We start from the raw sequence: 12717 nt of genomic DNA on the forward strand, positions 1-12717 counted from the left end.
TAAATGAGTGAAGAAGGCAAATCAAAAATAGTGTTAAAAATGTTCATTACGTTTTTTAAAATAGGGCTCTTCACTTTTGGCGGGGGGTACGCTATGATTCCTTTAATGGAGAAAGAAGTCGTAGAAAAGAAAAATTGGGTAGAAAAGGATAAGTTCACAGACACGGTATCTTTAACTCAAACTATACCAGGAGCTGTGGCTATTAATCTTTCTATTTTAGTAGGATACAATATAAAGGGGGTTTTAGGAGCGGTTATATCAGCAATAGGGGTTTCTTTACCTTCTTCTATAATAATATTGGTGATAGCTTTTACCCTTACGAAAACAGCAGGACTTAGCGTTTTACAAAGTGCCTTTGAAGGTATAAGACCTGCTATAGCAGCACTTATTGTATACGCCGCAATAAGTTTATCAAAATCAGTTAAATGGTCCATCGTTTTAGTTTTATTAGCTGCAGGGGCTTTTGTTGCAATTGGAGTATTTAACATTAATCCTATTTATATAATTGTTATCGCTTTCATTATGGGTACTCTTTACTCTATGTCCCAAGGGAGAAAAAAGCCATGAAAACCTTATTTGGCTTGTTTTTTTCTTTTTTTGAAATTGGCTTATTTGGATTTGGCGGTGGCTACGCTATGATTCCACTCGTCCAAACACAATTGGAAAGAAGAGGATGGATGCCGCTTCAAGAGTTTCTCGATTTAATTGCTATATCAGAAGTTACTCCGGGACCAATAGCAGTAAATAGTGCTACCTTTGTTGGATATAAGGTTTCTGGGGTAGTTGGTTCTTTGGTCGCGACAACTGCAGTCATACTGCCTTCGTTAATTATAGGATTACTGGTAGGCAGATATTTTAAAAACGGAAATGGCGATACTCAACAAAATATTCTTAAATTTCTAAAACCTGCTGTTATCGGGTTGATATTTGGTTCTGCATACACAATAGGAGTCGCTAATATCTTAAATTTGGCGAGTTTTCTGATATTTATTGGGGTTTTGGTACTTTTGTTTTTCACAAAATTAAATCCGATTTTTATAATAGTTATGACAGGAGTAGTGGGAATTATCTTTTACTAGGATTCAAATCTTTGTAACTGAGAATATTGCCAACTTTTCTCGCCGATTTGATAGCTTTTATAATTGATTTTTCTACTACTTCTGCTGCCACTTCACCAATTAAAGTAACGTCGCTTGGTAAATCACCCGTAGACAAGCAAAAAATAGTATCTCCATCGTACATAGTATGAACAGGTCTTATTGCTCTTGCCATTCCGTCGTGGCTCATTTGAGCCACTTTGTTTGCTTCTTCTTTAGACAATCTTGCATTTGTAGCTACGACGGATAGAGTTGTATTTTCACCCGGATTAGCATTAAAAGTCGATTTTTTCATATATTCAGATATATTCAAAAATTTCTTGTTTTTACCTATTGCCCCAGCTATTATTTCCCCTTTTTCATAAGCATCTCCTGTAGCGTTCACAACCGTTATAGCTCCGACAATTATTCCGTTACCTAATTCAATGGAGTAAGTTCCTACCCCTCCTTTCATAGCATTGTTAACACCTGCCGCCTTACCAACAAGTGCCCCGGTTCCTACACCCACACATCCTTCTTCAATACAATCTGATGTTGCTAAATTTGCTGCGACATAACCAGATCTTTTATCTGGTCTAACGTTTGGATCTCCTATATCCAAATCATAAATCACTGCAGCAGCTACTATTGGGACTTTAACGGTACTTGTTTGAAAGCCGATACTATTTTCTTCTAAAAATTGCATAACTCCACTTGCTGCATCTAAGCCGAAAGCACTTCCACCGGTTAATAAAATAGCGTGCACCATTTGAACAAGATTCCCCGGTTTTAGTAAATCTGTTTCTCTTGTACCTGGGGCTGAGCCTTTAACATCTACTCCACCTACCGCCCCATTTTCGGTTAGAATAACCGTACAACCTGTCAATGCTTTATAATCAGTGTAGTGTCCTACTTTTATTCCTGGAACATCCGTTATACTATTGAACATATCTAATCTTCTCCTTTTTAAATGACTAACTAAAAATTTTTATCCTTTAAGTAATGGAACCTTATCTATATATTTTAAAAGCTTTTGTAATTATATATTTCTACTAATTCTTTGTAATCATCAAACCAATAGGCTTGTGGATTTCTTTTGAAGATAAAAAATTTACCATAGTTATCAAGATTGTGCGATCTATGATAACGAAAGATAATATTTTTGCTAGTCAATGCGGCAACTTCTATTTTTCCAGATTCATGAGACATTACAAATCTAGGTCTTTTGGCTAAACCTGAGATATCTTCTAAAGATTCTAGGAATATTGAATAAGCTTTTTCTAAAGGAATAGTAAAACCTTTATTTCCCATGACAGGTCTATTTTGAAATACATAATAGGGAGGAATACCATTAAAGGATAGCTTTTTAAACAATGTTGATAATGTTTTAGGATTATCATTAATACCATGCAAAAGAGGAGTTTGATTCGCTATTATGGCTCCGGAATTTTGGAGTATATTTATTCCTTGTATAGAAAAAGTGGTTAATTCCTTGGGATGATTAAAGTGAACGATAAAATATAATTTTTTACCACTATTGGAAATTTCTTTAATTAAACTCGGTAGAGTATCATCCGATATTATTCTAAAAGGGTTAAAGGCTGGGGTCTTGGTACCTATGCGAATGATTTTTACATGATCTATTTCACAAATAGATTCTATAATTGATTTAAGTTTATTTGTTGAAAGAAGTAAAGGATCTCCACCAGTCAGGAGAACATTTGTGATTTCTTCGTGTTTTCGAATATAATCAAGATCTTGATCAATCTCACGGGTTCTAACAACTTCTTTACCTATGTTCTTGAACAATCTTTTTCTAAAACAAAATCTACAGAAACTTCCACATACATCATTTACTAATAGTAAAGCGGTATCCCTATACTTGTGTTGCAGACCTTTACTTATTGTATATGAATGTTCTTTTGAGGCGTCTTCTAATCCCCAATCTTCCAATTCTTCAACACTGGGAATAATGATCTTTCTTATAGGATCATTTTTGTCTTTCCAATCGATCAGGTCCAAGTAATATTCATTAGCTCTGAATTTATACTTTTCTTCAACAGGTTGAAGTTCTTTTAGCTCTTCTTGTGAAATTCCTTTTACTTTTTCTAACTTAGTTATGTATTCTGGATACATAGAAACAACTCCTTTCATATTTTTTAATGTACTCTATTAATAATTTTCTTTTTGAAAAAAATTATCCAGTAAAGAAGAAATCTCATATTTCAATCTTTTTAATAAGTATCCATAAACATTAGTAAAAAATAAATAAAGAAGTATTATTAAGAATAAACCTTTTCCCCTAGTTACAGAATCCGGAAGGAGCTCCCCAAAGAAAGTATACATAAGATAAAAAGCAAGGATTGAAAGAGAGGTAATGAATATGTGTTTTAACAACCATTTTTCTATAACAATAAAAGATAGAATTGGAAGAAAAAAGAGCAAAAATATACCATTTGCTTCTACAACAAAGCCACTGATAAATATTAAAAAGAAAATTGAAATACTGAAAATAAATGCATATCTTTTTTCTAAAAAGAAAGCTCCTAAAGGGAGAATTAAACTAACAACGGTGGGAGCGATTCTCAAATACCTTGAAATAAGGAAAAGCAAGTAAAAAAAGATTACCAAAAAAGCAGTTTTAATTAGGGGATTTTTTATGTTTAAATTCATAAACTTTTAAAACCAATTACAAAGATCTCCGCCAAAACATTCACAAAGGGTATCTAAACATACCGTGGCCCCTAAACATTGTAAACAGCTACCACATCCACTTCTTCCATAACTATAGTAACCCGCTCTAAAAGTATTTATTTTTTCTCTAAATTTTTCATCTTCCTTATATTTTAAAAACAGGTTTCTGAACTCTCCCTTTTTTATTTGTTCTGGAATGGTTTGTTGCTCTTTCATCTTTTTTTCCTCCATCTAAAATCTTTGTGACAGAATTTCTATGATATATCAAAGAAAAAGTGGCTAACTTTTTTACTAAAAAACTGTTGAAATTAGCAATTTCTTCTATATTTTCTGCAAATTCTTTTGAACATAAATCGTAAGTGAACAAAATTCTCTCCTTTTGATCCTGGGTTAATTCTTCTAATTTTGTGACTCCAAAAGAACTTGCTATGGCATTAAAGTTTCCCTTCTTTATATCTTTATGGAAATCGTATACACTGTCTACCAAATATATCAAATAAGCGGTCACAATAGGCATGGTTGCGGGAAATCCTTGAGGGAAAAATTTTTCGAATAACATTTCCATAATTTCTTGAGATGGCTTAGCATAATCATCCAAATCCAAATTTTGTTCTTCAACCTTTTGTTGCTTCATTAATAGATGATTGTATTCTTTGATAATCTTGGAGTCAAAGTATTCAAATAGTTTTGATTCCAATTTTTTTAAAACTTTTTTGGGTACTAACTTTCCCTCTAAGTTGTAATCTAAAAGTTTTCCATAGATTATGAGTAAGTTGAGATAAGCATAAGGTGTCATGAAAGAATTACTCGCAGGTTTAACTCTTTTTTTAAATCCTACATATGGGCACCTGAATTCGTTTATGCTCTCAACAGGGTTATTAAGCATTGAAAAGAAAACCACTTCTTTTATCGTCGTGAGTCTATAACACTCTCCTAAATTTTCTTTCAAAGAATGACATAATCCACAATAGTAATATAGGTAATTTTTTCTTTCTTCTTCGGTAGGGGTAAAATAGATAGATAGATATCCGTACATTATTTTATCCTCATTTGTATTAATTTTACTCTCTTTGGAAACTTCATTTTAGCGCCCCTTCACCCCGCAGCCCACCCCCATCAGGATAAAGGAGTTAGGTGAACTTAATAAACCTCAAATCTGTGTTTCTTTGAAAATGTCTTATTCCCTATATTCACACTGAATTGAATTTCATGCTTTCCTGATCTATCCAAAGTAATAGTTTTAACTTTTGATAAATCAAATACCTTTGCTGTTCCCAATTCGGATATATATACCCTAGATAAATTGTTATTCTCATAGTTATAAATTATCTGTCCTTCGTAGAATAACTTAAAGAGTACTTGTGAAATTTCAAATGCCCTAACTTCTCTATTAGAATTCCTTATTAAGCCCTCAAAATCAAGTTGATCTCCTCTTGACGCAACTGAAACAACATAAACTAAAAGAGAAATATCATTATAATTTTGATCTATTTGATCGACTATATTCAAAGTGGTTACATAAGTTTGCTCAAGGAAATTAAAGTCAAATAAGACAAAATAATTTCCTGGATCAAACTTTTTGTTAATTTCAAAATCCAAAGATATTGAAGACAATGGATTTAAATTTAATGTCCCAAAGGAAAATCTTTGTGAGTGTATTACCTTTTCTCTTTGCTTTATTATTAGCGTTCCAAAAAATTCTTTATTAAATGGTTCGTTAGTTCGGTTTACTGCTAATATGTTAAAAGAAGGGAATTCTGTAGTTAGGTAGAACATCTCTTTAGCAAAAACATCTATAATCAATCCTTTATCATATTTAAATGTTTTTACAAGATTTACGTTTTGATCATTTAAGATAAAGGCCACTCTGGCTTCATAAGTTCCTTTATCTAGATTTGAGATTTCCTTTTCTCTTAAGAGATCAAAAACTAAAATTGTTCGATATTGGGAAATATCAGTTTCTACGGGTTGAGGGAATACATAACTGTATACAACCTCCGAACTTTCTTGGTTTACTATCAAAAATGAAAAATTTTTTATTGTTATATGAGAATCTTTGTTGTTGGTGTTTTGTATAGTAACTTTTATATCTAAGTTATCTGGATAGTAATATTCTTCTTTTGATTCTAAATTAATATGAAAACCTTTTATAATCATACTGTAAGGTAGATCAAATCTTGAACTTCCACGTCCCATAAAAATAAATACCAATGTTAATATGGACAAAAAAATAACAATGTAAAATGTCCATCTGATTATTCTTTTTTTAGGTTGTTCTTTTCTTTCCTTTTCTTTTTTCCTTTCTTCATCGTACTTTCGCCATTCTTCCGGGCTTTTTGAAAAGTATTGCATGATTTCATCTCACTATTATTTAGAATGAGTGTCTTTTGAAACTCTGAAACCTGCTTTAAACCATACTTCAAGAATCTAAAAATTTTTAAAATACCCCCATCATTCTAAGTTACATACAGTTTGCTTTAGCTCCCCTTCACCCAAACATTAAGGGGTAAAACCCCTTAAGATCCCCGAACACATTTGCTTCGCAAATGAAAATATGGAAATTGTTTCTAAAGCATTATAAAGAACTATTTTGCACAAAGCTGCAAAAAGTCTCTGCTCTGTAACCCTTTTAAAATCAAAATCTTATTTTTTAAAATCTTATTATTTCTAAAGTGTCTAATTTAGAATGAGGATAAATTATTTAAATACTCATCTTCATTGATTAACCCTTCATTAAAAAATTTACCAAGTGTGGCTAATGGATCTATATAGCAGTCAGAATCTTTGTATTTATCAATTATAAAATTGATACTTTTACCTTGTGAAATGTCTTTTTTCAAATTTTTTGAAATTATTAAACCTTCAAAAATAGTTATAAAACCTTTTTTCCCCGTATTATAACAGTGCTGACACCCGTTTCCTTGACAGAAAGAACAATTTTTAGGTATTAATCTTTGATTAAGAATTAGATCTAAACTTTCAGATAGATTTTTTACTTCTATTCCAAACATCTTCAACCTTTGAAGTACTAAAAAAACATTCTTAGCGTGTAAAGTAGAAAACACCAAATGACCCGTTATCGAAGATTCAAATAACAATTTTGCAAAATTTCTCTCCCTAATTTCACCCACAACTATTAAATCAGGATCTTGCCTTAATATATATTTTAAAATATCTGCTTTCTCTTCCTCGCTTTTTGATACTATTTGAATTATACCAGGATTAATATACTCTACTGGATTTTCTATGCTATGTACTTTTCTTCTTCTTTTGAACTTATTCACTATATATTGCATTGTTGTAGTTTTTCCAGACCCTGTAGGACCTGAAAAAACAAGCATTTTTGATTTTTGATCAATTAATTTTTCTACGTTAGAAAGAATCGAAGGTTCCAAAACAACTTTAATATCATCTATGTTTCTTAATTTTCTTAAAACACAACTTATTCCTCCTGAAGACCTAACAAAGGAAGCCCTATAATTAATCTCTTGAAAACTAAAAGAACCGTCGATATTTTCAAAATCTTTTACTATATCATATCCACAATTGATTAGTAATTTGTTTAACGTTACTTCATATTCATAAATACTCATTATCTCTAAAGGTATTAGATCCCCACAGTATCTAGCCTTAACTTCTACCTTTTCATCGTGAGGTTCAAAATGAAAATCTGTAATATTTTCATCCTCATACTTTTTTAAAAACTTATCTAAAATATTTTCTTCAACTTCATAGTGTTTTAGGCTTTTATCGTATAACAGATAGAAATTAGAAGGTTTTCTTTTCATTATTATTGTTGGACTTCTTCACCTTGAATTTCTTCTACATGATCTTGCAAATATTTGTTCAATTTGGATATCTCTTCAGCAACTATACCTTTCCCAAATTGTCTGTATAAAGCTGGCTGCTCATAAAGATCTAGATAGTTTTCTTCTCCAGGTAATTTGTCGTAACCAGATGCTATAACTGTAACTTTAATAACTTCTGGAGGCAAATCTATAAGTGTGATTCCCATTTTTAACTTTGCGTCATCAATGGCGTATGAACGTAAAATTTCGTTGATAATTTTTACATCTTGTGTGGTAGGGGTTTTACCGGCAATGTTTACCAAAGCAGCGGTCGCATTCCTCACAGGATCTTCCAAGATCTTACTGTTCAGGGCATTCTTTATAGCTTCTTCGGCTCTTTTTTCTCCTTTTGCAAGACCAATACCAAGCATAGCTGACCCTTTTATGCGTAATACCGAAGCTACGTCTGCGAAATCTAAATTAATCATACCTGGCTTGGTTATCAAATCAGAAATACCTGTTATTGCTTGAATTAGTATTTCATCAGCTTTCTCAAAGGCTTTATCTATGGGAATATCATCATCGTTATCTATAAGTTTATCGTTTGATATTTTAATTAAACTGTCAACATACTTTTTAGTTTCTTGAAAACCCTTCAAAGCTATTCTTTCCTTTGTCGATCCTTCAAAGTGAAAAGGTAAGGTAACTATGGCCACAGTCAAAATACCCATTTGTGTGGCTAAATCAGCTATAATAGGTACAGCCCCGGTCCCAGTACCTCCTCCTAAACCTGCAGTTATAAATAAAAGGTCTGTTTCTTTTAAAGTTTCTTTTAAATCATCTTGACTTTCTAAAGCCGATCTTTTACCAATTTCTGGATCTCCGCCGGCACCTAATCCTTTTGTCAACTCTTTTCCCAATTGAATTTTTCTAGGTGCGTCATTATTTTCTAAAACCTGAACATCCGTGTTTGCAGCAATCAGTTCTACATCATCAATACCTTTTTTTATCATCCTTTGAATAGCATTATTGCCCGCTCCTCCGACACCTATAACTTTTATCTTGTAACTCGTTTTCCTACTAAACAACTTATTTTTTTTGTTGATTTCTTCCATTTCAAAGGGCATCTTCTTCACCTCCCGTTATCTTTTTAAAAAAAGTTTTGAAGGCGGTTGTTGTTTTTTTCGGAGACTTATTTCTTATGGGAGATTCAGATGGTGTTTCTTTACTTTTTTCATAAAGATTTTCTTCCAACAAATCAATTCTGTATCTTTCTATCAAACCAAAAACAGTTTGAAACTCCGGATCTTTTATTAACTCTTCTGGAATATTCTTGAACGAGTCGAAAGATACTATAGAACTCTTTCTGAAATTTTCGCCCATCAATTCTTTAATAGTGGTTTCAATATTCCTTATCATTGAACCTCCCCCAGTCAATACTATTCCTCCTTGTAAAGCCCCTACTTCGAAAGTTCTTTCATAACCAATTTTTGAAAGTTCTCCATTTAATCTGCTTATGATTTCTCTTACTCTAGCAAAAATTATTTTATTTAAAAGACTTACAGGAACGTAAGAATAACCGCTACCTGTCAATAATTGAAAATTTACCTTTTTCATTGCTTTGGTTTCTCTCGAACATGATCCTTCTTCTTCCAATAATCTATGAGCTTCTCTTTCAGAAACCTTAAGTATATTGGAAATATCTTTTAATACATATTTCATTCCATAAGGGAAAGTGTAGAATAATTTTGGAATACCGTCCTTAAAGATGATTATCCTACAAGAATTGTAACCAAAATCTATAACGGTAATTCCAACATTTCTATCGTTAGGAGTGGTAATAATATAACTATTTGATAAAGTTGAATCGTATATAGGAATTTCAGAAGTATAGACAATGTCTTTTAAAACGTTAATTAACAGCGAAAAGGCATTCTCATCTACCCAAACCACATTTAGCGTTGTAGTTAGAGATTTTTCGGCAAAAAAAGAAACTGGATTTTTCACCCTTTTTTCGTCAATATGAAACTTTACAAAGTTAGAATCCAAAATTATTTTTCCTTCATCAGTGTATTTTTTGATAACGTTTTTTCTGATATTTCTTAGTTCATTTTCTCTAATTTCTGTTCTTTTACTAAACTCAACGGTAAAATTTTCTTCCGTGATATTCAAAGCGTTAGAAGAATATCCTACGATAATTTCGGGATTTTTTAGTTTTTTTTGAGACTCCTGTTTCAAATTTTCTATAAGTGTTTCAATTGATCTACGCAACGATTCCATATCTTGAATTTCACCGTTAATAATGCCATCAACTGGAAGTTTGCTTAATGAAATGGGTACTATATGCCCGGCTTCATCTGTTTCAAAAAGTACTCCCTTTAGAAAAAAACTACCTATATCTATTCCAATCAAATAATCTTTAGCCATATTATAACCCCCGATCATCGATTTTAAAAAAACTTTGGTTACTGATAAAATAATTCCCAGCTCCTAAGAATTCTATATTACTAAGTGTTGCTAAAAAATTATTAATTTCTGGTAATTTAAGGTATTCAATTCTTATGTTATTATAACAAAGTATTTCTTTATTTTGAAAATTTATTTCTCTAATCGAAGTATTGTAATAAATACCCTTGATAAAATTGAGCTCTTCCTCTTTTTTAATTTTGTCTTTCGAAAAAATTACTTTAATAAATTTTGGTTGTGGATAATCGCTCACAAAAGTTATATTATCATAAATATCGAAATAAAAATATCTGTTATTTATTTCTATGTAATAAATACTTTTCCCAGTTTCTACTTTATCTTTATAAGCAAACAGCTCTTCTTGAGTTCCAAAAAAAGGATGGAGATTGTAAAAACAAATTGTTAAAAGCAGAAGGTAAAAAAAAGTTAAAGTTAATTTTTTCCCTTGCACTAGATATCGAGCTCTTTCACCTTATTAGCATTAGATTCAATAAACTCTCTTCTAACAGATGGATCGTATCCCATGAGTATTTCTAACATCTCCTCTGCCATTTCTAAATCTTCAATCTTTATTTTCACAAGTTTTCGACTTTCTCTATCCATCGTGGTCTCTCTCAATTGATCAGGATTCATTTCTCCTAACCCCTTATATCTTTGTAACCTCCACTTTTTATCGCCGTACTTTTTCTTTAATTCTTCAAGTTCTTCGTCGGAATAAAGATAAAAATGTTGCTTTTCCACCTCAAATCTATATAATGGCGGTTGAGCGATGTACACATATCCTTCTTCTATCAAAGAACGCATGTATTTATGAAAAAGTGTCAATACTAAAGTTCTAATATGGGCACCATCAACATCGGCATCGGTCATGATAATGATTTTACCATATCTCAATTTGGATAAATCAAACTCTTCTCCTATACCAGTTCCCAATGCCGTAAAAATATTCGAAACTTGTTCATTTTTTAAAAGTTTCAGAAAATCTGTTTTCTCTGCATTTAAAATTTTCCCTCTTAAGGGTAAAATTGCCTGGTACCTTCTATCTCTAGCTTGTTTTGCATTTCCCCCTGCAGAATCTCCTTCAACTATAAAAAGCTCAGATTCATTTAAATCCTTCGATGTACAATCTGCCAATTTTCCTGGTAAAGTTGTATTTTCGAATATCGTTTTTCTTTTAATACTGTCTCTTGCTCTTTTAGCAGCTAGCCTTTTTTTGTAGGCCAAAAACATTCTTTCAAAAATGTTTTTTGCTTCTTTAATATTTGCATCAAAATATAAGGATAATTTTTCTGTAGTTATTTGATTTACTGCTTCTCTAGCGAGTTTAGACCCCAATCTTCCCTTTGTTTGACCTTCGAAAACGGGGTTGGGCATTTTTACATGTATTATGGCTAATAATCCTTCTCTTACATCTTCTCCGCTAAAATTATCGTCTTTTTCCTTTAAAACGTTGTACTTCCTTGCATATTCGTTTGATAGTCTAGTTAGAGCTTGCTTGAATCCAGATTCATGTTCTCCACCATCAATAGTTCTAATGTTGTTCACAAAAGAAATGATATTGCTTTCTTCAGAATCAGTATAATCGAAAACTATTTCCACTTGAATCTCTGATTCCAATTTATTATATTGATATGATCCATTAAGATATATGGGGTTCGAAACAGAATTCATTTTCCGCCTTTTCAACACGTAATTTATAAATTCATTCAAACCACCTTGGAAATGAAATTCTTGGATGTAATCTCTTTTCTTATCCTCAAAAAAAACCTTCAAGTTAGGATTTAAAAAGGCTATTTCCTTCAGTCTATTTTCAATTAAACGTGATTCAACAGTTATATCTCCTTCATCGAATATTTCTTTATCAGGGAGAAATTTCACAATAGTTCCGGTCTTGTCTGTTTCTCCTATAACGATTACATCAGTTTGAGGAATACCTCTTGAATACTTTTGATAGTATATTTTCCCGTCTCTGAAGACTTTTACTTCCATATATTCCGAAAGAGCGTTAACCACAGATGCTCCTACTCCATGTAGCCCCCCACTAACCTTATAAGCTTTTTTATCGAACTTTCCACCTGCATGAAGCGAAGTCATAACTAATTCCAATGTATTTTTGTTTTCAGTTGGGTGTATATCTACAGGTATACCTCTTCCATTATCCTCAACTTCAATAGAATCATCCTCATTTAAAGTAACTCGGATGGTATCACAAAAGCCATTAACGTGCTCATCTATGGCATTATCAATTATTTCATAAACCATATGGTTTAATCCCGTTTTACCCGTTGATCCAATGTACATTCCAGGCCTTAGTCTCACCGGTTCTAAACCTTTCAAGACCTTTATATCGTTTCCAGAATATGTTTTTTCTACCATTTAAACACCTCCACAAGCATTTCTCAAGGAACAATTCTAATTCTATTTATCGCTTCATTTTCTAGAATAGAATTTAACGCGTTCAGCACCATTTTTTCCTTAAAAAGTATTTCCTGTTTAACATAATTATTAGAGCAGGCTATTTCTAGTACCTTCTCTTTTAAGAGATAATTTTTAACTGTCACATATTGTGAAAGATTCTCGGGGATATATTTAGGTATTTCTTCTCTTAATTTCTTTATTATATATATTTTTTTGTAAACCAAATTTTTTTTAGAAAGTTCTTTTAAAATACCTTCAAATTTTTCTTCCATTTA

At 31.8% G+C, this 12717-nt stretch carries 13 protein-coding genes; 3 read left to right on the forward strand and 10 right to left on the reverse strand.

The window, feature by feature from the left end; translation table 11 throughout:
- The first annotated feature begins 3 nt into the window (after positions 1-3).
- Together AD60_RS00875 and AD60_RS00880 are read left to right on the forward strand one after the other, a co-directional pair.
- A complete protein-coding gene (locus AD60_RS00875; RefSeq protein WP_103875990.1) occupies positions 4-567 on the forward strand; it encodes a chromate transporter in 564 nt (187 codons plus the stop codon).
- Complete coding sequence (locus tag AD60_RS00880; RefSeq protein ID WP_103875991.1) at positions 564-1079, forward strand: chromate transporter; 516 nt, start codon at positions 564-566, stop codon at positions 1077-1079. Before AD60_RS00875 ends, AD60_RS00880 begins: the two co-directional genes overlap by 4 nt.
- On the opposite strand, the gene AD60_RS00885 is transcribed toward AD60_RS00880, so the two are convergent.
- Positions 1066-2025, reverse strand: coding sequence for a P1 family peptidase (locus AD60_RS00885; RefSeq protein ID WP_103875992.1), 960 nt, complete (start codon positions 2023-2025; stop codon positions 1066-1068). The genes AD60_RS00880 and AD60_RS00885 overlap by 14 nt on opposite strands.
- A gap of 74 nt (positions 2026-2099) precedes the next feature.
- Positions 2100-3212 carry a KamA family radical SAM protein gene (locus AD60_RS00890; protein WP_103875993.1) on the reverse strand — a complete coding sequence of 371 codons (1113 nt, stop codon included), beginning with the start codon at positions 3210-3212 and terminating at the stop codon, positions 2100-2102.
- 247 nt (positions 3213-3459) lie between these two features.
- Here AD60_RS00890 and AD60_RS10075 point away from each other — a divergent pair, with 247 nt between their 5' ends.
- On the forward strand, positions 3460-3693 hold the full coding sequence (locus AD60_RS10075; RefSeq protein WP_134080027.1) for a hypothetical protein: 234 nt from the start codon (positions 3460-3462) through the stop codon (positions 3691-3693).
- 222 nt (positions 3694-3915) lie between these two features.
- Here the strand turns inward: AD60_RS10075 and AD60_RS00905 are convergent, their stop codons facing one another.
- The 8 genes from AD60_RS00905 to AD60_RS00940 form a co-directional block, all read right to left on the reverse strand.
- Complete coding sequence (locus tag AD60_RS00905) at positions 3916-4806, reverse strand: DUF5685 family protein (RefSeq protein WP_103875996.1); 891 nt, start codon at positions 4804-4806, stop codon at positions 3916-3918.
- Positions 4807-4910: 104 nt separating this feature from the next.
- A complete protein-coding gene (locus tag AD60_RS00910) occupies positions 4911-6122 on the reverse strand; it encodes a hypothetical protein (RefSeq protein ID WP_103875999.1) in 1212 nt (403 codons plus the stop codon).
- Between the two features lie 329 nt (positions 6123-6451).
- Positions 6452-7558, reverse strand: coding sequence for an ATPase, T2SS/T4P/T4SS family (locus AD60_RS00915; protein ID WP_103876000.1), 1107 nt, complete (start codon positions 7556-7558; stop codon positions 6452-6454).
- A gap of 2 nt (positions 7559-7560) precedes the next feature.
- Positions 7561-8685, reverse strand: a complete 1125-nt coding sequence (gene ftsZ, locus AD60_RS00920; protein ID WP_103876001.1) for a cell division protein FtsZ — start codon at positions 8683-8685, stop codon at positions 7561-7563.
- Entirely contained in the window at positions 8675-9985 is a 1311-nt protein-coding gene (locus tag AD60_RS00925) for a cell division protein FtsA (RefSeq protein WP_158248343.1), read from the reverse strand. Before AD60_RS00925 ends, ftsZ begins: the two co-directional genes overlap by 11 nt.
- Position 9986: 1 nt before the next feature.
- A complete protein-coding gene (locus AD60_RS00930) occupies positions 9987-10475 on the reverse strand; it encodes a hypothetical protein (RefSeq protein WP_103876003.1) in 489 nt (162 codons plus the stop codon).
- Complete coding sequence (locus tag AD60_RS00935) at positions 10475-12400, reverse strand: type IIA DNA topoisomerase subunit B (protein ID WP_103876004.1); 1926 nt, start codon at positions 12398-12400, stop codon at positions 10475-10477. Before AD60_RS00935 ends, AD60_RS00930 begins: the two co-directional genes overlap by 1 nt.
- A gap of 23 nt (positions 12401-12423) precedes the next feature.
- On the reverse strand, positions 12424-12714 hold the full coding sequence (locus tag AD60_RS00940) for a DciA family protein (protein ID WP_103876005.1): 291 nt from the start codon (positions 12712-12714) through the stop codon (positions 12424-12426).
- Positions 12715-12717 lie beyond the last annotated feature (3 nt).

Origin of the sequence: Petrotoga sp. SL27, from assembly GCF_002924605.1 — a bacterium.
In the GTDB taxonomy this organism is placed as follows: Bacteria; Thermotogota; Thermotogae; order Petrotogales; family Petrotogaceae; genus Petrotoga; species Petrotoga sibirica.

Bases quoted from the DNA above. Each gene is read 5' to 3' on its own strand.
- AD60_RS00935 (WP_103876004.1), bottom strand. From the start codon at position 12,400: ATGGTAGAAAAAACATATTCTGGAAACGATATAAAGGTCTTGAAAGGT.
- AD60_RS00875 (WP_103875990.1), top strand. From the start codon at position 4: ATGAGTGAAGAAGGCAAATCAAAAATAGTGTTAAAAATGTTCATTACG.
- ftsZ (WP_103876001.1), bottom strand. From the start codon at position 8,685: ATGCCCTTTGAAATGGAAGAAATCAACAAAAAAAATAAGTTGTTTAGT.
- AD60_RS00915 (WP_103876000.1), bottom strand. From the start codon at position 7,558: ATGAAAAGAAAACCTTCTAATTTCTATCTGTTATACGATAAAAGCCTA.
- AD60_RS00910 (WP_103875999.1), bottom strand. From the start codon at position 6,122: ATGCAATACTTTTCAAAAAGCCCGGAAGAATGGCGAAAGTACGATGAA.
- AD60_RS00925 (WP_158248343.1), bottom strand. From the start codon at position 9,985: ATGGCTAAAGATTATTTGATTGGAATAGATATAGGTAGTTTTTTTCTA.
- AD60_RS00940 (WP_103876005.1), bottom strand. From the start codon at position 12,714: ATGGAAGAAAAATTTGAAGGTATTTTAAAAGAACTTTCTAAAAAAAAT.
- AD60_RS00905 (WP_103875996.1), bottom strand. From the start codon at position 4,806: ATGTACGGATATCTATCTATCTATTTTACCCCTACCGAAGAAGAAAGA.
- AD60_RS00885 (WP_103875992.1), bottom strand. From the start codon at position 2,025: ATGTTCAATAGTATAACGGATGTTCCAGGAATAAAAGTAGGACACTAC.
- AD60_RS00890 (WP_103875993.1), bottom strand. From the start codon at position 3,212: ATGTATCCAGAATACATAACTAAGTTAGAAAAAGTAAAAGGAATTTCA.
- AD60_RS00880 (WP_103875991.1), top strand. From the start codon at position 564: ATGAAAACCTTATTTGGCTTGTTTTTTTCTTTTTTTGAAATTGGCTTA.
- AD60_RS10075 (WP_134080027.1), top strand. From the start codon at position 3,460: ATGTGTTTTAACAACCATTTTTCTATAACAATAAAAGATAGAATTGGA.